Here is a 21,888-nt window from a genome sequence, read left to right as displayed (position 1 = left end):
CGGCGGAAGAAGACCTAAACCAGGAGACAAGCATGACCCTCTGGCAACGCATCGCGGCCGTCGCCGCCTGCACCCTCTGCGTGGGCGTGGCCCCCGCGCTGGCGCAGAAGGAATTCCCGTCCAAGCCGATCATGATGATCGTGACCTACCCGCCCGGCGGGCCCACCGACGTGATGGCGCGCACCCTGGCGTCCGCGCTCAAGGGCAGCCTCGGCCAGACCGTGGTGGTGGAAAACCGCGCCGGCGCCGGCGGCAATATCGGCGCCGAAGCGGTGGCGCGCGCCGAGCCGGATGGCTACACGCTGATGTTCGGCACCTCGGCCCCGCTGGCGATCAATGTCAGCCTGTACCGCAAGATCAACTACGACCCGGTAAAGAGCTTTGCGCCGGTGATCCAGATCGGGCAGTTGCCTAACGTGCTGGTGGTCAACCCATCCGTGCCCGCCAAGAACGTGAGCGAACTGATCGCGTACGGCAAGGTGCATCCCGGCAAGCTCACCTATGCCTCCTCCGGCAACGGCGCGTCCTCGCACCTCGCCGGCGTGCTGTTCAACAACCTGGCCGGTACCGACTTCCGCCATATCCCCTACAAGGGCACCGGTCCCGCGCTCAACGACCTGCTTGGAGGGCAGGTCAGCATGGCCTTCACCGATGTGCTCACCGCGCTGCCCTTTATCAAGAGCGGAAAGGTGCGCGTGCTGGGCGTGACCACCAAGGGCCGCTCGCAGGCGCTGCCCGATGTGCCCACCGTGGCCGAGCAGGGCGTGCCCGGCTTCGATGTCTCCGTGTTCTTCGGCGTGGTCGCGCCGGCCGGCACGCCGCCGGCGGTCATCACCAGGCTCAATCATGCCTTTGCCGATGCGCTGCAACAGCCCGAAGTGCGCAAGACCTTGCTCGCGCAGGGCCTGGAACTCGCGCCGTCGACGACGCCGGAGCAGCTCGGCAGCTTCGTCAAGGCGGAGGTGACCAAATGGCGCGGCGTGGTGCAAAAATCGGGCGCGCAGCTGGACTGAGCAAACCGCGCCGGGGCGGCTACGCTGCCGCCCCGGTGGTGAAGCTGGCCAGGCAAGGCTATGAACGATGGCCGGTTCGGCTGTAGTATCGTTGTTTGCGAACGAGCGTGCGTTTCTGCGCACCTCATGGCATGAAGGCCTGTTCGTGGGCACAACAAAGCAGCGGTGCCCGCTCCGGACTTCATGACCGTCCCTCGTTCCCGCGTTTCCTTACCGCCTCCAACCGACCCCGCCGTATATGACCGATCTATCCAAGCCCGCGCCCGTCAACGAATTCGCCGGTGAGGCGCCAGGCCTGCTGTTCGCCCTGCCGATGCCGATGGCCCGCGTCTTCGGGCTGACTGGCGTGCACATCGACGCCAAAAAAGCGCGCGTGCGCATGCCCTATCACCCGGACCACACCAACAGCCGCGGCGACGTGCATGGCGGCGCACTGGCCACCCTGCTCGACTGCACGCTGGCCTGCGCCGCGCGCGGCCACGATCCCCGGCGCTACGGCGTGGCGACGATCGACCTGTCGGTGCATTTCACGGCGCCCGGACGCGGCGAGCTGACCGCTACCGCCTGGTGCGAGCGGCGTGGCCGCTCCCTGTGCTTCGCGCGCGGCGAGATCCGCGACGAGCAGGGCGAGTTGCTGGCGCTGGCCACCGGCACCTTCAAGCTGCTCGAGCGCGCTCCCGCGGCTGCCTGAGCAACAGACGCCATTCGTCAACCGTCAACCGCCAATCGCCGCAGCTACGGAAACCCATCTCATGAGCAAACTCCCTGCCCCCCCCGGCGCCCTCGCCGGCATCCGCGTGGTCGATCTCTCCCGCATCCTGGGTGGCCCGTTCTGCGGCCAGATCCTCGGCGACCATGGTGCCGACGTGCTCAAGATCGAACCGCCCCAGGGCGACGACACGCGCACCTGGGGGCCTCCGTTCAAGGATGGCGTGGCCTCGTACTACTTCGGGCTCAACCGCAACAAGCGCGTGATGCGCCTGGACCTCACCACCGACGCCGACCGCGAAGTGCTGCTCGCCTTGCTGGCGGATGCCGACGTGCTGGTCGAGAACTTCAAGACCGGCACGCTGGAAAAGTGGGGCCTGGGCTTTGACGCGCTGTCGGCGCGCTTCCCGCGCCTGGTGCACTGCCGGGTCTCGGGCTTTGGCGCCGATGGCCCGCTGGGCGGCTTGCCCGGCTACGACGCGGCGATCCAGGCCATGGCAGGCATCATGAGCATCAACGGCGAAGCCGGCGGCGATCCGCTGCGCGTGGGTTTGCCGGTGGTGGATATGGTGACCGGGCTGAATGCCGCGCTGGGCGTGCTGCTGGCGCTGCAGGAGCGCGAGCGCAGCGGACGCGGCCAGTTCGTCGAGGCGGCGCTGTACGACTCGGGACTGTCGCTGCTGCACCCGCATGCCGCGAACTGGTTCATGAACGGCAAGGAGCCCACCCGCACCGGCAACGCACACCCGAATATCTATCCCTACGACACCGTCGCCACCGCCACCGACCCGATCTTCCTAGCGGTCGGCAACGACCGGCAGTTCCGCATCCTGTGCGAGCACCTGGACCTGGCCGCGCTGGCCGACGACGAACGCTACGCCACGGCGGGCGCGCGTTCGGTCAACCGTGCCTTGCTGAAGGTGGAACTGGAAGCCCGCATGGGCAAGCTGGATGGGAAGGTGCTGGCCGATACTCTGGTGGCTGCCGGCGTGCCATGCGCGCCGGTGCTGTCGGTGGCCGACGCCTTGCAGCATCCGCACACCGTTCACCGCGAGATGGTGGTGGAGATGGCGGATGGCTACAAGGGACTGGGCGCGCCCATCAAGCTGAGCCGCACGCCGGCCACCTACCGCTACGCGCCGCTGGTCGAGGGCGACCAGTTCCTGCCGCGCGACGCCGCCAACGATAGCGAGTAACGTCGCCGCGCCCGCCGCGCGTTGCACGCGGCAGGCGCCGGTGTCCGCTCAGTGCGGCACCATGCCCGTGAACACGTAAGCCTGCAGCACGGTGATGATGCCCACGATCACCGCGAACAGCAGGCTGTGCTTCACGGTGAAGCGGAACAACTCCGATTCCTTGCCCACCAGCCCGGTCGCCGCGCAGGCCACCGCGATCGATTGCGGCGAGATCATCTTGCCGGTCACGCCGCCGGTGGTGTTGGCCGCCACCAGCAGCGTGTCGGACACGCCGATCTGGTGCGCGGTGGTGCTCTGCAGCGAGCAGAACAGCGCATTGGACGACGTATCCGAACCGGTCAGGAACACGCCCAGCCAGCCCAGGAAGGGCGAGAAGAACGGAAAGGCCGCGCCGGTGCCGGCCAGCAGCAACGCCAGCGTCGACGACATGCCCGAGTAGTTAGCGACGAACGCAAACGCCAGCACCAGCCCGATCGACAGGATCGGGCGGCGCAGTTCCGCCAGCGTCTCGCCGAAGGTGGCCAGCGCATCGCGCGGCTTCATGCGCAGCAGCACGGCGGAGATCAGCGCGGTCAGCAGGATGGCGGTGCCCACCGCCGATACCAGGTCCAGCTTGAGCACTGCCTCGTAGGCCTTGGGCTGCGCCACGATCGGCGCTGCCTTGATCACCAACTGGTCCAGTGCCGGCACATGGAACTTCAGCACCCAGCCGGCCAGCGCGCCGTTGCTGGCGAACAGCGCCTTGAACGGTTGCAGGCTCCACACGGTAACGATGGCGGTCAGGATGCCGAACGGCGCCCAGGCGCGCACGGTCTGCGCCACGGTATAGGGCGAGGCGCGGCGATTGTCGCCCGCGCCGTTGCCGACGGCACCGGCGCCAGCGGCGAGCCCGCTGCCCATGCGCGCCAGCGCGGCGGCACCACCGCTGCCGGTCGCCACCACGCCGCCGGCACGCTGGCTTGCGCGCTTCGGCTGCCACACCTTCAGGAACAGCGTCAGCGACACCAGGCTCACCAGCGCCGAGGTGATGTCCGGCAACTCGGGCCCGATGTGGTTCGAGGTGAAATACTGCGTCACCGAAAAGCTGGCGCCGGTCACCAGCGCCGCCGGCCACGTCTCTTTCACGCCGCGCTTGCCGTCCATGATGAATACCAGCCAGAACGGCACCGCCAGCGACAGCAGCGGCAATTGCCGGCCCGCCATCGCGCCGATGTGCATGGCGTCGATGCCGGTCACCTGGCCCGCAACGATGATGGGAATGCCCATGGCGCCGAAGGCCACCGGCGCCGTATTGGCGATCAGGCACAGGCCCGCCGCGTAGAGCGGGTTGAAGCCCAGGCCGACCAGCAGCGCCGCGGTGATCGCCACCGGCGCGCCGAAGCCCGCGGCGCCTTCCAGGAAGGCGCCGAAGGCGAAGCCGATCAGCAGCATCTGCAGGCGCTGGTCATCGGTGATGGCCAGCACGGATGCGCGGATGATGTCGAACTGCCCGGTCTTCACCACGACCTTGTAGAGGAACACCGCGGTCACGATGATCCACGCGATCGGCCACAGGCCGTAGGCGAAGCCGAAGCCAGCGGCGGCCAGTGCCTGCGGCACGGGCATGCCGTAGGCGAAGACCGCCACGCCTAGCGCGAGCAGTAGCGTGATGGCTGCCGCCACGTGGCCCTTCATGCGGAGCACCGCCAGGGCGAGGAAGAAGAAGAGGATGGGTAGCGCGGCTGCTAGCGCGGACAGCCATAGGCTGCCTAGCGGTGTGTAGATCTGGGTCCAGGGTTGCACGGTGGGTCTCCTCCGGGGATTGCGTTTGGATGAATTTGCTTTGGGGCGTTTTGGTGTTTGCGTTTGTTCTTTGTTGTCTGGTTTTTGTTGGCTTGGGGCTTCCCTGACATCTTCTGCAACTGACTGACTGTCTGACTGCAAAGTCAAAGGCCTAAAGTCAAAGGCAGTTTCACCACCCCTGCGGGGCGGCGACCTACTTTCTTGTCTTGCCAAGAAAGTAGGCAAAGAAGGCGCGCCGGATGGGGCGACCCCCCCCTCGTCGGCAGACAAAAAGAGCGGCCGGGACCCAAACTCGCATCGCCTTAGGGCGATACTCAAACATGGGTCCCTCTTTTCCGCTCTTTTTGCCTGCCGACGAGGCGCCCCATACGGCCTGGTACACCTTCACGGCTCGCTTCGCATCGCGCTGGGGTGTGGCCCGCGGGCGGGCCTACACGTGAAATCAGCGCGCTTTGGTTGTGTTTGTTCCTGGCGCCGACCTACTCCGCCTGTCCACGCTCGCGTAGCAAGTCCGACAAACTGCGCGGCGCAGGCGTGAGCGGCGCCCGGTGTCTCGTCCAGCCTAGTTGGCGCGAAGGCGTCAGGGCACGCAGCCGCGTTGCGGCCCAGCGGAACAGCCGGTAGGTGAATGGATGCGCAAAGGCTCCGCTCCAGAAGCGCCAGACCAGGTGTTCGCTGCGGCTGAATTTCGCGCCCTGGCCACGCAGCGGATGCGCTACCTGTTCGTCCGGATCGCGGTTGGCTTCGGTGCGCAGGCGGACCAGTAATTGCGGGATGGGGATGCGCACCGGGCACACTTCGCCGCAGGCGCCGCACAGGCTGGAAGCGGTGGCGAGATCCGCGGTGGCGTCGAGCCCGAGCAGGTGCGGCGAGATGATCTTGCCGATCGGGCCGGGGTAGGTGGTGCCGTAGGCATGGCCGCCAATGCGCGTGTACACCGGGCAGTGGTTCATGCATGCGCCGCAGCGGATGCATTGCAGCGTGGCGCGCAGTTGCTCGTCGGCGTAGGCTTGGCTGCGGCCGTTGTCGAGCAGCACCAGGTGCACCTCGCGCGGGCCGTCGCGCTCGCCGGCGCGGCGCGGGCCGGATATCAGGTTGAAGTAGGTGGTGATGGCCTGGCCGGTGGCCGAGCGCGTCAGCAGGCTGGCCAGCGGCACGATGTGCTCAAGGCGGGCCACCACCTTCTCCATGCCCATGATGGCGATATGCACGTCGGGCACGGTGGTGGAGAGGCGGCCATTGCCTTCATTCTCCACCAGCCACAGCGTGCCGGTGTCGGCCGCGGCGAAGTTCACGCCGGACAGGCCGATATCGGCGTTGACAAATTCCTGCCGCAGCGCGCGCCGGCCGGTCTGGATCAGTTCGTCCACGTCCTCGGTGTAAGGCGTGCCGGGGATGTGCCGCTCGAACAGTTCGGCGATGTCGCCGCGCGTCTTGTGGATGGCGGGCATCACGATGTGCGACGGCTTCTCGCCGGCGAGCTGCACGATGTACTCGCCCATGTCGGACTCGATGCAGTCGACGCCGCGCTCGGCGAGGTAATGGTTCAGCTCGATTTCCTCGCTGGCCATCGACTTGCCCTTGATCACCCGCCGCGCCTGGCGTGCCTGCGCGATGCGGTGCACGATGGCGTTGGCTTCATCCGCGGTCTCGGCCCAGTGCACCTGCACGCCGGCTGCCGTGAGCTTGTCTTCGAGCTGTACCAGCAGGTCGGGCAGGCGCGACAGGGCGTGCTGGCGCACCGCTTCGCCCAGGTCGCGCAACTGTTCGAGTTCGTCGCCGTCGGGGAACTGCACCGAGCGCTTGGCCTGCAGGAAATCCATGGCGCCACGGAAGCTGCTGCGCAGCTTGGGGTCATCCAGCGCGGCGCGCGAGCGCGCCTTGAAGTCGGCGGCGGGGACGAAATGCAGGGGCGCGGCGCCTGCGGTGCCGGAGGTGTTCGGCGTACTCATTGCGCGGCTCCCGTTACATCGCCGCGAGTGACGATGATCACCCACAGTTCGCGCGGACCATGCGCGCCGTAGGCCAGCGTCTGCTGGATGTCAGAGGTTTTGGATGGTCCGGACACCAGCACCAGGTTGGTCGGCATCCCGGCGCTCCAGCGCTCGGCACGCGCGGCGGCATGCAGGTCGGGATGCAGGGTGTCGGCGTAGACCAGCGCGATATGCAGCGGCGGCACCAGCGAGACGGTGCGCGGCGTTTGCGCGTCGGGCGCCAGGATCAGCGTGCCGGTGCCGGCAATGCCGGAACGCGCGACGGTAAAGCCCGCGTCCACGGTGTCGAAGAGTTCGGGTTTCCAGGCTTCGATGGGGCGGTCGTAGGCGATGGCCGCCACCGGGGCGTGCAGGGCACGCACAAGCGCTGCGCCTTCCGCGCTGGCAGGGTCTAGCAGCAGGCGCCGCACGCCGGCGGCGGCGAGCTTGTCCGCAAGTTGCGCGGGCCATGCGTCGGCGCTCGCGCACCAGGCTTGCGCGTGCGAAGCGCCCAGCGCGGCCTGCATGGCTTGCGCCAGTTCGATCGGGGTGGCAGGCACGGCGGATGCCGCCTCGCGGCGCGCCTGATAGTGCGCGTCGATGCTTGCGTCCAGCATGCTGGCATCGCTCGCGGCGGCCGGCGCTGCCGCGCGCAGCCTGCCCAGCATGCGCTCACGGGCATTCAGTGCGTTCATGCTTGGCCCCCGGTACGCCGCCACAGGAAGGTAGCGAGATGTTCCACGGGGAGCGCCGCGCCCTGGTGCCGGGCCGCATGCCCGATATTGAGCAGGCAGCCGCAGTCGGCGGAAACCAGCCGGTCGCAGCCGGTGGCGCAGGCCGAGGCGATCTTGTCCTGCACCATGGCGCCGGAGATATCGGGATGCTTGAGCGAGAAGGTGCCGCCAAAGCCGCAGCATTCGGATTCGCGCTGGTGCTCGGCGCGCGTCACGCCGGGCAGGGCGTCGACCAGGGCCACGCCATGGTCGCGCGTACCCATTTCTCGACGCGCGGCGCAGGAGGTGTGCAGCACCACGGTCTCGGGCGGTTGCCCGGCCACGCCACTGACGTCGAAGCGTACCTTCAGCACGTGCAGCAGGAATTCGCTTAGTTCAAACACGCGCTCGGCCAGTTCGCGTGCCTTGGGGCCCGCCACCGGGTCATGCTCGAACAGCTGGGGCCAGTGGTGCCGCATCATCCCGGCGCATGAGCCCGAGGGCACGATGACCGGCCACGGTTCGGCGAAGAGGTCCAGCTGGGCCAGCGCTACGGTGCGCGCCTGCTCCGGGTTGCCGCTGCTGTATGCCGGCTGGCCGCAGCAGCTCTGGCCGCGCGGGAAGTGCACCGTCAGCCCTTCGCGCTCCATCAGGCGCACCGCGTCCAGCCCGGCTTGGGGCACGAACAGGTCAACCAGGCAGGTGGCGAACAGGTAGACCTGTGCCGGGGCAGGGGGGTAGCGCCTTTGCTTCATGTCTCGCTCCGTGGGGCCGGCTGCCTTGCTGTCGGGCCGGCCGGTGTTTGGGCGCATAATTCCGCGAGACGCGCGCCAGTTCAAATTGGTTGGACCAGGTGGATGCGCAGTACGATTTCGGAGCTGGGGATGGCGGCGGGCATGCAGGCGCGGGGGCGCGTGGAAGAGGTCATGCGGAAACTGGAAACGGCCATGCTGGACGGCACCTGGCCGGCAGGCGCGCGCCTGCCCGCGGAGCGGCTGCTGGCGGCGCAGTACGGCGTGGCCCGCAACACCATCCGCGAGGCGATCCAGCGCCTGGCGGCGCGCGGGCTGCTGCAGAGCCGGCAGGGCGCCGGCGTGTTCGTCACCGACCAGTTGCGTACCGGGATGGCCTCGCCGTGGCGCCAGCTGGTGGCAGACCACCCCGTGCTGCGCGACGATATCCTGGAGTTTCGGCGCGTGCTGGAGGGCGCCACGGCCTATTTTGCCGCGCTGCGCGCCGATGCCGCCGATCTCAAGCGCATCCGCGGCCTGCTGCGCGCGCTGGAAACCTCCCGCGAGCAGGACGACAAGGCCGCCGAGGCCGAGGCGGATGCCAGGCTGCACGAGGCCATCGCCCAGGCCTCGCACAACACCATGTTCCTGCACCTGCATACCAGCGTGATCGGCATGCTGCGCGAGCACATCACCATCAATGGCACCGGCCTGCGCGTGCAGGACGAGGACGCCTCGGCGCTATTGCTGCTGCAGCACCGCACGCTGTGCGAGGCGATCTGCGCGCGCCGGCCCGAGGAGGCGCGCACCGCCATGCAGACGCATATCGATTTTGTGCGCAGCCGGGTGGAAGAGGGTGGGGCCTAGGGCGGATTGGTCCAACCAGGGAAGGGGGCTGGCGACTTGTGCCCCATCCGGCGCATCTTCGGCACGCGAAACGGCGCCGCGCGGCACTCCCGATTTACCCTAGGCCTTCGGGATATCGGGGCGGCGGCGCAGCGCGAGCCGGCCAGGCCGCCGGCTCAGACCAGTCCCGCGTTGGACAGCTCGCGCTTCAGGTAGGCGTAGTAGATCGGCCCGGCAATCACGCCGGGGATGCCATACAGCGATTCCATCAGCAGCATCACCGTCAGCAGCTCCCAGGCGGCGGCATTGATGCGCGCGCCGATGATGCGTGCGTTGAGGAAGTACTCGAACTTGTGGATCACCACTAGGTAGAACAGCGAAGCGATCGCCATCGGCAGCGAGATCGACAGCGAGGCCACCACGATAAAGGTGTTCGACACCAAATTGCCCAGCACCGGCAGCAGCCCGACCAGGAAGGTGAGCGCCACCAGCGTCTTGGTCAGCGGCAGGTGCACGCCGAACAGCGGCAAGACCACCAGCAGGTAGACCGCTGTCAGCACGGTGTTGATCAGCGAGATCTGCACCTGGGCGAAGATGAACTGCGAGAAGGCCAGTTGCAGGTTGCGGGCGCGTTCCACCAGCGCCGTGGCCAGCGGCCTGCGGTTGGGCTTGGAGATGGCGCGGTACAGGGCGACCATGGCGCCGATCACGAAGCCGATCAGGATGTGCGCCAGGGCGCGCAGCACTTCGGCGCCCAGCTTCTGGGCCATCTGCGCGTGCTCGCGCAGCCAGTCGATCAGTGTGTTGGCCAGTTCGTCCACCCCGCGCGGCAGTGCGTCGCTGACCCATACCGGCAACTGGGCCCGGGACTTGTCGATGATGTCGGCGGTGCGGATCAGCAGGGTGTCCAGGGTATTGCCGTCGCCGCTGACGAAGCGTACGACTGCCCAGCCTCCCAGCGTCAGTCCCAGCAAGGTGACCGCCGACAGGATCGCCACTGCCAGGGCGTCGTGACGCTGGTGCAGGCGTACCAGCCTGGGTGCCAGCACGTCCACTAGCGAGTACAGCAGCAGGCCGGCCAGCAGGGCTGCCACCAGGTTGGCCTGCATCACTGTCCAGAGCGCCAGGGCGGTCAGGATATAGGCGGCCGTGCCGATGCTGAACCACTTTGCTTCCGGCAGGCGGGGCAAGTGTGGCGGATCGGGTTGATTCATGGGTCTCCTGCTTGGGGGGGCCGTGGGACGGCCGGGCGTCTGTGGATTGTACGGCGCTTGATTGGGGGGTGGGGGATTGGGGTGTTGCTGGGGGGAGTATTGAGGCGCGTTGGGGGCTGGCTGTGGGCGCCTAGGTCAAGGTCAAAGTCAAAGGCTTAAAACCTTAAAGTCAAAGGCGGTTTCACCCCCCTGCGGGGGCGACCTACTTTTTTGTCTTGCCAAAAAAGTAGGCAAAAAAGCGCGCCGGATGGGGCGACCCCCCCTCGTCGGCAGACAAAAAGAGCGGCCGGGGGCCAAACTCACATCGCCTTAAGGCGATGCTCAGACATGGCCCCCTCTTTTCCGCTCTTTTTGCCTGCCGACGAGGCGCCCCATACGGCCTGGTACACCTTGACGGCTCGCTTCGCATCGCGTGGGCGGCTCGCTTCGCATTGCTTGGGGGCTTGCGGTTGGCGTTTGTCTAGTTCGGGCGGCTTTGCCCGGTTGGTCCGCGCAGGGCCGCCGATGGCAGTTCGCCGAACATGCGGCGGTAGTCCTGGGCGAACTGCGACAGGTGATGGAAGCCCCAGGCTCCGGCTATGTCGGATACGGTGCGGTGGCTGTTGCCGGATTTGAGGTCGCGGCGTACGCCGTTCAGGCGCAGGGCGCGCAGGTAGGCGGCGGGCGACATGCCGGCGACGTCTTCGAAGCAGTATTGCAGCGCGCGCCGGCTCAGGTGGAAATGCCGGCACAGGTCCGGCACGGTGATGGGGTCCGCGGCATGGGCCAGCAGGTAGTCGCGGATGCGCTGTACGGTGCGCTGGCGGTTGATATGGGTGACGGTGGCGCGTTGCGCGCTGTCGCTGGATGCCATCAGCAGGGTCACTAGGCAGCCCAGCAGCCGTTCCTGCAGGTCGCCGCAGAACAGCGCCGGGTCGGCCCGGTCGGCTGAATCCATCGTGTGGTGGCCCGCGGCTTCGGAAAGGATCTCTATCAGCGCGCGGCACAGCCGCGCACGCGCCCATGGCTGGACCGGCAGCACCTCGCGCTGGCCGAGCATGCTGGCCGGGGCGCGGTGTTCTACTTCCTCCATGTAGCGGGCGAACTCGGCGGTCTCCACCACGATGCCGAAGATGCCGAAATCCTCCGGCGTGCGCAGTTCGAACTCGGTGCCTCCGGGCCGCACGGCAATGGCCGTGGGCGCGATGGCAATCCCGCCCACCGTGGCCGGCGCCTGGACCGAGGGCAGTGGCACGCCGAACCACATTGCGTCGGGCCAGGCCATGCACGACTGCCGCAGGCTGCGGTTGGTGCGCTCGATAAATACCTGCGCATGCGGCAGCCATAGCTCACGGACCTCGCCGGCGAAGTGGCCGGGAGAGAGCTGGTCGTAGGTCTGGTTCCAGCGCGACAGGTTGCTGGCGTGCTCGTCGGCATCGTGCGCGGCGGTGACGCGGAAGATGCCGTGGCGGCCGGCGCTGGTGCTGTTGTCGGTGCTGCGATCGAACGTAGCGCTCATGGCGAAGATGGGGGGCATTCGGTGCAAAGCGTCTCTTCCGCAAGTTTCATTCCAGCGGCGGGGTGCAGCATCCGTTGCGCCGGCGCCCTCGGCGGTGGCCTTGTCCGCTGTTTTTGCACGGGTCCAAGGCAATGCTGCCGATTTTCGATAACGCTGCCCACACGGTTTTGGCGATGATGCCGGAAACGCCACCGCCAAGGCAATGCACCGCCGGTGGCAAACCGCCCCGGAGAAACCCTAGCCATGTCCAGCCAGCCCCACGCATCGCCGCCCTCATCCTCCCCGTCGTCCGGTGGCGCCCAGACCCTGACGCAGACGCTGGGCACCGTACAGCTCTGGGGCATCGCCGTGGGGCTGGTGATCTCGGGCGAGTACTTCGGCTGGAGCTTCGGCTGGGCCAGCGCCGGCACGCTCGGCTTCATGGTCACGGCGCTGGCGGTGGCGACCATGTACGCCACCTTCATCTTCAGCTTCACCGAGCTGACCACCAGCATCCCGCATGCCGGCGGGCCGTTTGCCTATGCGTATCGCGCGTTCGGGCCGGGCGCGGGCTATCTCGCGGGGCTGGCTACGCTGATCGAGTTCGTGTTCGCGCCGCCGGCCATTTCGCTGGCCATCGGCGCCTACCTCAATGTGCAGTTTCCGGGGCTCGATCCCAAGACGGCCGCCGTGGGCGCCTATATTGTGTTCATGGGCCTCAATATCATCGGTGTGCGCATTGCGGCCACCTTCGAGCTGGTGGTGACGCTGTTTGCCATCTTCGAGCTGCTGGTATTCATGGGCGTGGTGGCGCCGGGCTTTTCTGTGGCCAACTTTGTCAAGGGCGGCTGGGCCGGGCAGGATGGTTTTTCGCTGGCGGCGGTGCCCGGCATGTTCGCCGCGATCCCCTTCGCGATCTGGTTCTTCCTCGCCATCGAGGGCGTGGCGATGGCGGCGGAAGAAGCGCGCGATCCGCGCCGCTCGATTCCCATCGCCTACACCACCGGCATCGTCACGCTGGTGCTGCTCGCCATTGGCGTGATGGTGTTTGCCGGCGGCGCCGGCGACTGGACCCGGCTGGCCAATATCAACGATCCGCTGCCGCAGGCCATGAAGATGATCGTGGGCGACAACTCCGGCTGGCTGCATATGCTGGTGTGGCTCGGCCTGTTCGGGCTGGTGGCGTCGTTCCACGGCATCATCCTGGGCTATTCGCGGCAGATCTTCGCGCTGGCGCGCGCCGGCTTCCTGCCCGGCTGGCTGGCGCGCGTGCACCCGCGCTTCGCCACGCCGCACCGTGCCGTGCTGGCCGGTGGCGTGGTGGGCATCCTGGCCATCTACAGCGATGATTTCATCTCCATCGGCGGCCAGCCGCTGACCGCCAATATCGTCACCATGTCGGTTTTCGGCGCGCTCACCATGTACCTGTTCAGCATGGCCAGCCTGTTCCGCCTGCGGCGCAGCGCGCCGGACATGGCGCGGCCGTACCGCACGCCGTTCTACCCGGTCTTCCCGCTGATCGCGCTGGCCGGCGCGGTGGCTTCGCTGGGCGCCATGATCTGGTTCAACCCGCTGATCGCGCTGCTCTATGCCGGCGTGCTGGCCGTGGGCTATGCGCACTACCACTGGCGCGGGCGGCACCAGGTCGCGCATGGCGACCTGGCCGGCAGCGGGCCACAAGTGCCGGCTCCCGTGGCTGCCCCCGCCGACTGAGACACATCATGGCCTTTGCCCACACCGTTGCCTCGCGGCGCCATCTCTTCGCCGATCTCAAGACCCTGCTCGCCAAGGCCAGCCCCGCACGCTCGGGCGACTACCTGGCGGGGCTGGCGGCCGCCAGCGAGGAAGAACGCATGGCCGCGCGCATGGCGCTGGCCGAGGTGCCGCTGGCGCATTTCCTGAGCGAAGCGCTGGTGCCATACGAAGAGGACGAAGTCACGCGCCTGATCGTCGACCGCCATGACGCGCACGCCTTTCGCGAGGTCGCGTCCCTCACCGTAGGCGACTTCCGCAACTGGCTGTTGCTGCACGAGACCGATTCCGCCGTACTCGCTCGCGTGGCGCCGGGCGTTACGCCCGAGATGGCCGCCGCCGTGAGCAAGCTGATGCGCAACCAGGACCTGATCGCGGTGGCGCGCAAGTGCCGCGTGGTCACGCGTTTCCGCAACACCATCGGCCTGCCCGGCCGGCTCTCGGTGCGGTTGCAGCCCAACCATCCCACCGACGATGCCCGCGGCATTGCCGCATCGATGATCGATGGCCTGCTGTATGGCTGCGGCGATGCCACCATCGGCATCAACCCCGCTACCGACAATCTCGGCGCCATCGTCACCCTGCTGCGCCTGATCGACGACCTGCGCCGCCGCTACGACGTGCCCACGCAATCATGCGTGCTGACCCACGTCACCAATACCTTGCGCGCCATCGAGCAGGGCGCCCCGGTGGACCTGGTGTTCCAGTCGGTGGCCGGCAGCGAGCGCGCCAACGCGGGCTTCGGCATCAGCCTGGCGCTGCTGGCCGAGGCGCATGACGCCGCGCAGAGCCTGGCGCGCGGCACGGTGGGCAACAACGTGATGTACTTCGAGACCGGCCAGGGCAGCGCGCTATCCGCCAACGCGCATCACGGCGTGGACCAGCAGACCATGGAAGCCCGCGCCTATGCGGTGGCGCGCGAGTTCTCGCCGCTGCTGGTGAATACGGTAGTGGGTTTCATCGGCCCGGAATATCTCTACGACGGCAAGCAGATCATCCGCGCCGGGCTGGAGGACCACTTCTGCGGCAAGCTGCTCGGCGTGCCGATGGGCTGCGACGTCTGCTACACCAACCATGCCGAGGCCGACCAGGATGACATGGACACGCTGCTGACGCTGTTCGGCGTGGCCGGCATCAACTTCATCATGGGCGTGCCCGGCGCCGACGACATCATGCTGAATTACCAGAGCACCTCCTTCCACGACGCGCTCTACCTGCGCGACACGCTGGGCCTGCGGCCCGCGCCGGAGTTCGAGGCCTGGCTGCAGGCGATGGGCATCTTCGGCGAGGACGGGCGGCTGCTTGAACTCGCCGAGCGCCAGCCGCTGCTGCAGCTTGCCCATGGTTTGTGAGACATCGCCAGCCATGAGCCGCAAACTGATCCAGGACAACCCTTGGCAGCGCCTGCGCCAGTTCACTGCCGCGCGCATCGCGCTGGGCCGCGCCGGCCACAGCCAGACCACGGAGGCTGTGCTCGCCTTCGGGCTGGCGCACGCGCAGGCGCGCGATGCCGTGCATCTGCCGCTGGCGCGCGCGGCCATCGAGCAGGCCCTGCGCGACGCGGGTCTTGGCTGCGTGGCCGTGCACAGTGCCGCGCCCGACCGTCAGCACTACCTGCGCCGGCCCGACCTGGGCAGGCAGCTTGATGACGACAGCCGCACACGGCTGGCACAGGCCCGGCCCGCCGAAACGCCCGACGTGGTGTTTGTGATCGCCGACGGCCTTTCCGCGCTGGCCGCCGAGCGCCACGGCGTCGCCCTGTTGCTGGCCGTGCGCGAACGCCTGCCGGACTGGCGCATCGGGCCGGTGGTGGTGGCCGAGCAATCGCGTGTGGCGTTGGGCGACGAGGCCGGGCACCTGCTCGGCGCGCGCCAGGTGGTGATGCTGATCGGCGAGCGGCCCGGGCTGAGTTCGCCGGACAGTCTCGGCATCTATCTCACGCACGACCCGCGGCCCGGGCGCAGCGACGCCGAGCGCAACTGCATTTCCAATGTGCGGCCAGAAGGGCTGCCCTACGCACAGGCCGCCGACAAGCTCGCCTTCCTGCTGCGCGGCGCGCTGGCGCTGGGGCGCAGCGGCGTGGACCTGAAGGACGACAGTGAGCACGCGGCTTTGCCCGAGCCGGCGCCGGGTACGCTGCCTGCGTCCGGTGCAAAGACTGACTGAGAAACCGATCGATCCGGCCGCCCACGCAGGCGGCCGGGCATTGCCGTGCCGTTTTGCCATCGCACCACAACGACAAAGAAGAGGAAGGAAATCGCCATGAAGCACAAGAGCCTGCTGATCGTATCCCTGCTTGCCGCCGCATTCGCCGCGGGCGGTTGCGCCACGCATGTCCCGGACGCGCCGGCAGCGCTGGTTCAGAACACGGTGCAGCCGCTTGCCAGGGGCAACTGGGACGCCTTCAACCGTAGCCGCATCGATGCCATGATCGCCACCTACGGCAAGGGCAGTCCGGCCTACGATGCGCGCAAGCCGCCGTATGCCGTGTTCGACTGGGACAACACCAGCGTCTTCCTCGACATCGAGGAAGCGGTGCTGGTCTACCAGCTGGAGAACCTGCGCTTCGGCGCCACGCCGCAGCAGCTCGACACCGCCATTCACGTCAATATCCCCGCGAAGGACTTCAACGCGCCCTTCAACAACGCCGCGGGCCAGCCAGTCAACATCGACAAGGTGGCGGCGGACATCATCGAGAGCTACACCTGGCTCTACCAGAACTACCGTGGCCTGAAGGGCACGCAATCGCTCGAGCAGGTCAAGGCCAACCCGAATTACCAGAACTTCATCGCCAAGATGCGCTATCTGTACGAAGCCATCGGCGATAGTTTCGATCATGCGGTGGCGTATCCGTGGGTGACCTACCACTTCGCCGGCATGACCGAGGCACAGGTGCGCCAGCTCACGGCCGACACCGTCACCTGGCAGCTCGCGCAGCCGATCGGGAAGGTGAAGTGGACCAGCCCGGCGGCGCTGCCCGGGCGTGCCGGCGTGGTGTCGGTGAGCTGGAAGAACGGGTTGCGGCTGGTGCCGGAGATGCAGGATCTCTACGGCAAGCTGCGCAATGCGGGCTTCGATATATGGGTTTGCTCGGCGTCGTTCGTCGATGTGATCAGGGAGATCTCCTCCAACCCCGCGTATGGCTACAACAACCCCGCCGACCGCGTGCTGGCGATGGAACTGGAGCGCAATGCGCAAGGCGTGATCCAGCCCGAGTTCCGCCACGGCTACGACCAGACCCAGGGCACGGGCAAGACCAGGACCATCGAGCGCTTCCTGGTGCCGCGTTACGGCTATGGCCCGGCGTTTGTCGCCGGCGATAGCGAAGGCGACCAGAACATGATGCAGGACTTCGCCGATACCCGCACGGTGCTGATCGTCAACCGGCTTCGCGCCAGCGATATCGGCAAGTTGTCCGGCGTGGCGGTGCAGAGCTATGGCAAGCCGGATGCAAAGTATTTGCTGCAGGGACGCGATGACAATGCGGGGGTGTTTGTGGCTTCGCAAGTGCATACGCCGTTGGGGGCGAAGGAGGGGAAGTTGTTGAAGTAGTCGGCAGGCCGTGGTGAGCGCAGTCGGCACCGCGCTCACCGGACAGCTTCCGCATCCGGCCTGTCAGCGGCGGAACCTTCACTTTTTATGCCGGTTCTATGGCAACCCGGCCCGCCGAGCGCTCGCGACCGCGCATTGTCGCTCAGCGCGAGCACGGCAAGAGGATTGCCGCCGAGATCGCGCCACGCGATCTCGAGGCGGCTTGAGCACACCTGCCCCTGCGCCTCAATCCGGATCAAACACCCGGCCGGGGCTGAGGATGTTGTGCGGATCCAGCGAGCGCTTGAGCAAGCGCATCAATCCCAGTTCCTCCGGCGTGCGTGAGCAGTGCAGGTAGGGCTTCTTGTGAAAGCCGATGCCGTGTTCGGCAGAGACGCTGCCCTTGAATTCCCGCACCACGCCATACATCACGTCGGAGATCTCGTGCTCCGGGAAGTCTGCGTCGGTAGCGCCCGGCAGGTACACGCTGACGTGCAGGTTGCTGTCACCCACGTGACCGAAATTGACCAGATCCGCATGCGGCCACACCGCCAGCATGCGTGCGCGCAGCGTGTCGGCGAATTCGCCGATGCGGCCGATCGGCAGGCTCACGTCGTAGGCGGCATTGGGCGCCCACATCACCGGGAATTCGGCGACCGCGTCGCGCAGTTGCCAGAAGCTCTCCGCTTCCTTGTGGCTGGAGGCCACCGCAGCGTCCCGGATCAGGCCGGCTTCCATGGCGGACTCCAGCATGCCTTCGAAAGCCGCGGCATCCTGCGCGTCGTCATTGCCCTGCAGGTCGAGCAGCACGTAAAAGGGATGGCCTTCGGGCAGCGGCGCGCGCACGCCGGCCACGCGCGTGGTCACGAGGTTGTAGAAGTCTGCCCACATCGCCTCGAAGGCGGATAGCCGGCCCGAGAGCTTGCGCTGCGCATGGCGCAGCAGGCGCACCACGTCGTCGTAGCTTTCGAGCGCGCACAGCGCTGTCTGCGTGGCCGCCGGCAGCGGCGCCAGCCGCAGCACGGCACGCGTGATCACGCCCAGCGTGCCTTCGCTGCCCACGAAGAGCTGGCGCACGTCATAGCCCGCATTGTTCTTCTGCATCTTGTTGAGCGACGAGACCACCGTGCCATCGGCCAGCACCGCTTCCAGCCCCAGCACCTGGTCGCGCATCATGCCGTAGCGGATCACGCGGTTGCCGCCCGCGTTGGTGGCGATATTGCCGCCGATCTGGCAACTGCCACGCGCGCCCAGATCCACGGCCAGCAGCCAGCCGGCCGCGCGCGCGGCTTCCTGCGCGGCCTGCAGCGTGGTGCCCGCCATCACCGTCATGGTGCCGGCTTGCGCGTCGATCTCTTCCACGCCGCGCATGCGCTCCAGCGACAGCACCACCTCACCGCCCTCCGGCGTGGCGGCGCCCGCCAGCCCGGTCAGTCCGCCTTGCGGCACCACAGGCTGATGCAGCCGGTTGCACAGCGCCAGCACGGCCGCGACCTCCTCCGTATTGCGCGCTCGCACCACCGCCAACGGCGGCACCGCGCCAAGCGGTGCGTACCAGTCCTTGCGGAAACGGGTTTCGATGGCGTCGCCCGTCTGCAGGCCGGCGGCGTCGAGCAGGCTGGCAAGTTCGGTGAGCAGGGTGGCGGACTGGACTGGCGCGTTGCTTGGCATAGGGGGGAAGAGGTGAAGGGGAGCAGGCGAAGGGGAAGAACAAGGACGCCAATGCTATGGAAGGATCGGCCTTGCGTTAAGGGCCAATCCAGCGGGAGGCGATGGCACCATCGCACGGCGCCGCGCGCATGGCAAGCCGCGCACGCGCCATCACGCGCCGCTCCACGCCTCCCGGTTGATGGCCGCTGCAGGCGCGCGGCGCGGTACCTGCGTGCGTGCCAGGTGCTCCAGCGCGGGTTCGATCACTTCCGCCAGCTTGTTGAACGCAGGCGCGATCTCGGCTTCCGGCACGCAGGCATAGCCCAGCAGCAGGCCCTGCTGCGTCGCCTGCGCGGGATCGGAGAAATAGCGCGACAGCGGCCGCGTGGACAGGCCCTGGGTACGCGCCGCCATGCTGATGCCGAGATCGTCGGCGCCTGGCGGCAGGTGGATCACCATGTGCAGGCCGGCCTCGTGCGTGGAAGTGGGCCAGGCCGCGCCGAGGCGCGCCGCGATGGACTCGCGCAGCAGGCCCTGGCGTTGCGCGTAGCGCTGCCGCATGCGCCGGATATGCGTGGCGTAATGCCCTTCCTCGATAAAGTCGGCGAGCACCGCCTGCTGTACCAGTTGCCCCTCGCGGAACAACTCCGAAAGCCCCGTGGCGAAGTGCGGCGCGAGCGGCTTGGGCAGCACCATGAAGCCCATGCGCAAGCCGGGGAACAGCGTCTTGGAGAACGTGCCCATGTAGATCACGCGGTCGTGTTCGTCCAGCCCTTGCAGCGAGGCCAGCGGCCGGCCTTCGAAGCGGAATTCGCTGTCGTAGTCGTCCTCCACGATCCAGGCGCCGCGCTGGCGTGCGTATTCCAGCAGCATGCGCCGGCGCGACAGGCTCATCACCATGCCCAGCGGATACTGGTGCGAAGGCGTGGCAAAGATAAAGCGCGGCGGATTCTGCAAAGTGGCCGCATCCGGGGCGAGCCCCTCGCTGTCCACGGGGACCGGAATGGTCTCGATGCCCGCGCTGTTCAGCAGGCTGCGGGTGCCCCAGTAGCCCGGGTCTTCCATCCAGGCCTTGTCGCCGACGTCGCCCAGCAGGCGGGCGATCAGGTCGATGGCCTGGTGGATGCCGGTGGTCAGGATGATCTGCTCGGGCTCGCAGCGCACCGAGCGCACCAGCCGCAGGTGCTCGGCCAGCACGCGGCGCAGCGGCATGTAGCCGCCGTTGTGGGCATAGGTCAGCAGCTCGGGGCGCGGCGCGCGCCAGTGTTTGTTCAGCAGGCGTGCCCACACGGCGTGCGGAAACAGCGACACGTCGGGTACGCCCGCAACGAACGCGCCCCATTGCCGATCTGATGCACCGGAGTGCGATATCAGGTGCTGGCCGCGGCGCGAAAGCGTGAACCGGTTCGGGTTCTGCTGCATCGCAGGCACAAGCATGGTGCCACTTTGCGCCCTGTGGTTGTGCAATGCACTATGGTCGGGAAAACTCTGCGACACAAAGGTGCCACTTCCGCTCGCCGCTGTGACATAGCCTTCCGCGAGCAACTGCTCATAAGCGTAAAGCACGGTATTGCGGGAAACCCCTACCTCTTTCGACAGCAGGCGCGAGGCAGGCAGCTTGGTGCCCGCAACCAATGATCCGGCAAGGATTTCCTGGCGAATGATCTCGTAGAGCTGGCGGTTCATATGCGCGCCATTCTTGTCCGTTGCGCCGTCCGCAGGCCGCTCCAGACGCTGCAACAGCAGCTCGGACAGAATCGTCTCTTTCAAAGCGGCCCCTAGTGAAATGAAAAATATGGATCTATGTATGGTACCAATGATCCGCTAAGTTTCCACCCATCGTATGTCGATCGTCGTTTTCCTGAGCGGCGTTTTGCCGATCCGGCCGAGTTGCCTTCTCCGGACACACGCCCGCCGCGTGCACCGGACCCCCGTGGAGCCACTTATGCAACGTCCTGCAGGCAGTTCCGGTTTGTCCTCCATTGCTACCCCCACGCTTTCCACCGACGACATCGCCGCCGCAGTGCGCGCGCTGGAGCCGTACATGGTGCGCACGCTGTCGGAGTTCGTGGCGGCGCCCAGTCCCTCCGGACAGGAACAGCCGGCCGTGGCGTTCATGGAAGGCGCGCTGCGCGAACTTGGCCTGGAGCCGGAGCGCATCTACCTGCGCAGCGAGACGCTCAAGGACCTGCCGCTGTTCTCGCCGCCGTGCTGTCCGGACGGTGGCCGCTACAACCTGCTGGCCACGCACAGGCCGGTGGCCAAGGGCGGCCGTTCCGTGTTGTTCAACGGCCATCTGGATGTGGTGCCCACCGGCCCGGAATCGATGTGGCGCCAGTCGCCCTATGCGCCCTTCGTCGAGGACGGCTGGCTGTTCGGCCGCGGCGCGGGCGATATGAAGGCCGGCATCATCTGCACGCTCGCCGCCTACAAGGCGCTGAAGGATCTTGGCGTGCAGCCCGCCGGCGCGGTCGGCTTCAACTCCGTGCTCGAAGAAGAGAACACCGGCAATGGCGCGCTCGCCACCGTGGCCGCGCTGCGCAGCGCGGTGGGCGCCGGCAAGCTGGCTTCCTTCGACACCGTGGTGATTCCCGAGCCGCTGGGCGAGAGCCTGATGAGCGCGCAGATGGGCGTGTTCTGGATGTTCGTGGAACTGACCGGGCGGCCCGCGCACGCGGCCTACATGACCAGCGGCGTGAACCCGGTGGAAGCCGGCATCGAAGTGATGGCCGGCCTGCGCAAGCTCGAGGCCGAGTGGAACCTGCCCGAGAACCGTCCCGCCACCTATCGCGACCACGCCCACCCGATTAACTTCAACCTTGGCCAGATCCAGGGCGGCGAGTGGAATTCGTCGGTGCCCTGCACCTGCACGCTGGGCATCCGCATCGGCTTCTACCCGACCATGAGCGTGACCGATGCCAAGGCGCGGGTGGCGGCCTGCGTGCAAGCCACGCTGGATCGCCTGGCCAGCAACCTGACACTCAATATCCGCTACGAAGGTTTCCACGCGCCCGGTTGCGAGTTCGATCTCGATGTGCCCAGCATGCAGGCGCTGGGGGAGGCGCACCGCAAGGTCAACGGCGAGGCAGTGCGGCGCGAGGCCACCACCGCCACCACCGATGCGCGGCACTTCCGCCTGATGCTGGAAACGCCGGTGACCTGCTACGGACCGCAGGCCCGCAACATCCACGGCATCGACGAGTCGGTTTCCATCGAAAGCATGGTGCGCGTCGCCACCACGCTCGCGCAGTTCATGCACGACTGGTGCGGTGTCGAGCCGGTCGCTACCTGAGTCCGCGAGT

17 protein-coding genes are annotated in these 21,888 nt (G+C 67.4%); 9 read left to right on the top strand and 8 right to left on the bottom strand.

Annotated elements, in window-relative coordinates; all coding sequences use genetic code 11:
* Window positions 1-32: 32 nt before the first annotated feature.
* The 3 genes from ACZY0R_RS06935 to ACZY0R_RS06925 all read left to right on the top strand — a co-directional run bounded on the left by ACZY0R_RS06935 (window position 33) and on the right by ACZY0R_RS06925 (window position 2,917).
* Complete coding sequence (locus ACZY0R_RS06935; RefSeq protein WP_488857726.1) at window positions 33-1,013, top strand: Bug family tripartite tricarboxylate transporter substrate binding protein; 981 nt, start codon at window positions 33-35, stop codon at window positions 1,011-1,013.
* A gap of 238 nt (window positions 1,014-1,251) precedes the next feature.
* Complete coding sequence (locus tag ACZY0R_RS06930; RefSeq protein WP_488857725.1) at window positions 1,252-1,704, top strand: PaaI family thioesterase; 453 nt, start codon at window positions 1,252-1,254, stop codon at window positions 1,702-1,704.
* A 61-nt stretch (window positions 1,705-1,765) separates the two neighbouring features.
* The gene (locus ACZY0R_RS06925) at window positions 1,766-2,917 is read left to right on the top strand and encodes a CaiB/BaiF CoA transferase family protein (protein WP_488857724.1); all 1,152 of its coding nucleotides are present in this window, start codon (window positions 1,766-1,768) and stop codon (window positions 2,915-2,917) included.
* Between the two features lie 48 nt (window positions 2,918-2,965).
* Here the strand turns inward: ACZY0R_RS06925 and ACZY0R_RS06920 are convergent, their stop codons facing one another.
* The 4 genes from ACZY0R_RS06920 to ACZY0R_RS06905 form a co-directional block, all read right to left on the bottom strand.
* The gene (locus ACZY0R_RS06920; RefSeq protein ID WP_488857723.1) at window positions 2,966-4,699 is read right to left on the bottom strand and encodes a lactate permease LctP family transporter; all 1,734 of its coding nucleotides are present in this window, start codon (window positions 4,697-4,699) and stop codon (window positions 2,966-2,968) included.
* A gap of 479 nt (window positions 4,700-5,178) precedes the next feature.
* Window positions 5,179-6,651 (bottom strand): LutB/LldF family L-lactate oxidation iron-sulfur protein, encoded by a 1,473-nt coding sequence (locus ACZY0R_RS06915; protein ID WP_488857722.1) that lies wholly within the window; start codon window positions 6,649-6,651, stop codon window positions 5,179-5,181.
* Window positions 6,648-7,367 (bottom strand): LutC/YkgG family protein, encoded by a 720-nt coding sequence (locus tag ACZY0R_RS06910; RefSeq protein WP_488857721.1) that lies wholly within the window; start codon window positions 7,365-7,367, stop codon window positions 6,648-6,650. Before ACZY0R_RS06910 ends, ACZY0R_RS06915 begins: the two co-directional genes overlap by 4 nt.
* Window positions 7,364-8,140: a (Fe-S)-binding protein gene (locus ACZY0R_RS06905; protein ID WP_488857720.1), complete on the bottom strand. Its 777-nt coding sequence runs from the start codon at window positions 8,138-8,140 to the stop codon at window positions 7,364-7,366. Before ACZY0R_RS06905 ends, ACZY0R_RS06910 begins: the two co-directional genes overlap by 4 nt.
* A 129-nt stretch (window positions 8,141-8,269) precedes the next feature.
* On the opposite strand from ACZY0R_RS06905, the gene ACZY0R_RS06900 reads away from it, so the two are divergent.
* Window positions 8,270-8,983: a FadR/GntR family transcriptional regulator gene (locus ACZY0R_RS06900; protein ID WP_488859549.1), complete on the top strand. Its 714-nt coding sequence runs from the start codon at window positions 8,270-8,272 to the stop codon at window positions 8,981-8,983.
* Window positions 8,984-9,138: 155 nt separating this feature from the next.
* Here ACZY0R_RS06900 and ACZY0R_RS06895 read toward each other — a convergent pair whose 3' ends face one another.
* Complete coding sequence (locus ACZY0R_RS06895) at window positions 9,139-10,176, bottom strand: AI-2E family transporter (protein ID WP_488857719.1); 1,038 nt, start codon at window positions 10,174-10,176, stop codon at window positions 9,139-9,141.
* 460 nt (window positions 10,177-10,636) lie between these two features.
* Window positions 10,637-11,692, bottom strand: a complete 1,056-nt coding sequence (locus tag ACZY0R_RS06890) for a helix-turn-helix domain-containing protein (protein WP_488857718.1) — start codon at window positions 11,690-11,692, stop codon at window positions 10,637-10,639.
* Between the two features lie 225 nt (window positions 11,693-11,917).
* Here ACZY0R_RS06890 and eat point away from each other — a divergent pair, with 225 nt between their 5' ends.
* The 4 genes from eat (at window position 11,918) to ACZY0R_RS06870 (ending at window position 16,957) form a co-directional block, all read left to right on the top strand.
* Complete coding sequence (eat, locus tag ACZY0R_RS06885; protein WP_488857717.1) at window positions 11,918-13,366, top strand: ethanolamine permease; 1,449 nt, start codon at window positions 11,918-11,920, stop codon at window positions 13,364-13,366.
* Window positions 13,367-13,374: 8 nt separating this feature from the next.
* Window positions 13,375-14,757: an ethanolamine ammonia-lyase subunit EutB gene (locus ACZY0R_RS06880; RefSeq protein WP_488857716.1), complete on the top strand. Its 1,383-nt coding sequence runs from the start codon at window positions 13,375-13,377 to the stop codon at window positions 14,755-14,757.
* A gap of 13 nt (window positions 14,758-14,770) precedes the next feature.
* Window positions 14,771-15,571 (top strand): ethanolamine ammonia-lyase subunit EutC, encoded by an 801-nt coding sequence (gene eutC, locus ACZY0R_RS06875; protein WP_488857715.1) that lies wholly within the window; start codon window positions 14,771-14,773, stop codon window positions 15,569-15,571.
* Window positions 15,572-15,667: 96 nt separating this feature from the next.
* Window positions 15,668-16,957: a haloacid dehalogenase-like hydrolase gene (locus ACZY0R_RS06870; RefSeq protein WP_488857714.1), complete on the top strand. Its 1,290-nt coding sequence runs from the start codon at window positions 15,668-15,670 to the stop codon at window positions 16,955-16,957.
* A 225-nt stretch (window positions 16,958-17,182) separates the two neighbouring features.
* On the opposite strand, the gene ACZY0R_RS06865 is transcribed toward ACZY0R_RS06870, so the two are convergent.
* Complete coding sequence (locus ACZY0R_RS06865) at window positions 17,183-18,607, bottom strand: FAD-binding oxidoreductase (protein ID WP_488857713.1); 1,425 nt, start codon at window positions 18,605-18,607, stop codon at window positions 17,183-17,185.
* Between the two features lie 150 nt (window positions 18,608-18,757).
* Complete coding sequence (gene pdxR, locus ACZY0R_RS06860) at window positions 18,758-20,356, bottom strand: MocR-like pyridoxine biosynthesis transcription factor PdxR (protein WP_488857712.1); 1,599 nt, start codon at window positions 20,354-20,356, stop codon at window positions 18,758-18,760.
* Between the two features lie 175 nt (window positions 20,357-20,531).
* On the opposite strand from pdxR, the gene ACZY0R_RS06855 reads away from it, so the two are divergent.
* Entirely contained in the window at window positions 20,532-21,878 is a 1,347-nt protein-coding gene (locus tag ACZY0R_RS06855; RefSeq protein ID WP_488857711.1) for an ArgE/DapE family deacylase, read from the top strand.
* The last annotated feature ends 10 nt before the right edge of the window (window positions 21,879-21,888 follow it).

The sequence above is a fragment of the Cupriavidus sp. F041 genome, from assembly GCF_057814235.1.
This window is presented reverse-complemented; position numbering and strand designations above follow the sequence as displayed.

What these genes read in the sequence shown, in the direction of transcription:
- ACZY0R_RS06905 (WP_488857720.1), bottom strand. Translation starts at nt 8,140, where the DNA reads ATGAAGCAAAGGCGCTACCCCCCTGCCCCGGCACAGGTCTACCTGTTC.
- ACZY0R_RS06855 (WP_488857711.1), top strand. Translation starts at nt 20,532, where the DNA reads ATGCAACGTCCTGCAGGCAGTTCCGGTTTGTCCTCCATTGCTACCCCC.
- ACZY0R_RS06865 (WP_488857713.1), bottom strand. Translation starts at nt 18,607, where the DNA reads ATGCCAAGCAACGCGCCAGTCCAGTCCGCCACCCTGCTCACCGAACTT.
- ACZY0R_RS06910 (WP_488857721.1), bottom strand. Translation starts at nt 7,367, where the DNA reads ATGAACGCACTGAATGCCCGTGAGCGCATGCTGGGCAGGCTGCGCGCG.
- ACZY0R_RS06900 (WP_488859549.1), top strand. Translation starts at nt 8,270, where the DNA reads ATGGCGGCGGGCATGCAGGCGCGGGGGCGCGTGGAAGAGGTCATGCGG.
- ACZY0R_RS06895 (WP_488857719.1), bottom strand. Translation starts at nt 10,176, where the DNA reads ATGAATCAACCCGATCCGCCACACTTGCCCCGCCTGCCGGAAGCAAAG.
- ACZY0R_RS06915 (WP_488857722.1), bottom strand. Translation starts at nt 6,651, where the DNA reads ATGAGTACGCCGAACACCTCCGGCACCGCAGGCGCCGCGCCCCTGCAT.
- eutC (WP_488857715.1), top strand. Translation starts at nt 14,771, where the DNA reads ATGAGCCGCAAACTGATCCAGGACAACCCTTGGCAGCGCCTGCGCCAG.
- ACZY0R_RS06935 (WP_488857726.1), top strand. Translation starts at nt 33, where the DNA reads ATGACCCTCTGGCAACGCATCGCGGCCGTCGCCGCCTGCACCCTCTGC.
- eat (WP_488857717.1), top strand. Translation starts at nt 11,918, where the DNA reads ATGTCCAGCCAGCCCCACGCATCGCCGCCCTCATCCTCCCCGTCGTCC.
- ACZY0R_RS06870 (WP_488857714.1), top strand. Translation starts at nt 15,668, where the DNA reads ATGAAGCACAAGAGCCTGCTGATCGTATCCCTGCTTGCCGCCGCATTC.
- ACZY0R_RS06930 (WP_488857725.1), top strand. Translation starts at nt 1,252, where the DNA reads ATGACCGATCTATCCAAGCCCGCGCCCGTCAACGAATTCGCCGGTGAG.
- ACZY0R_RS06925 (WP_488857724.1), top strand. Translation starts at nt 1,766, where the DNA reads ATGAGCAAACTCCCTGCCCCCCCCGGCGCCCTCGCCGGCATCCGCGTG.
- ACZY0R_RS06890 (WP_488857718.1), bottom strand. Translation starts at nt 11,692, where the DNA reads ATGCCCCCCATCTTCGCCATGAGCGCTACGTTCGATCGCAGCACCGAC.
- ACZY0R_RS06880 (WP_488857716.1), top strand. Translation starts at nt 13,375, where the DNA reads ATGGCCTTTGCCCACACCGTTGCCTCGCGGCGCCATCTCTTCGCCGAT.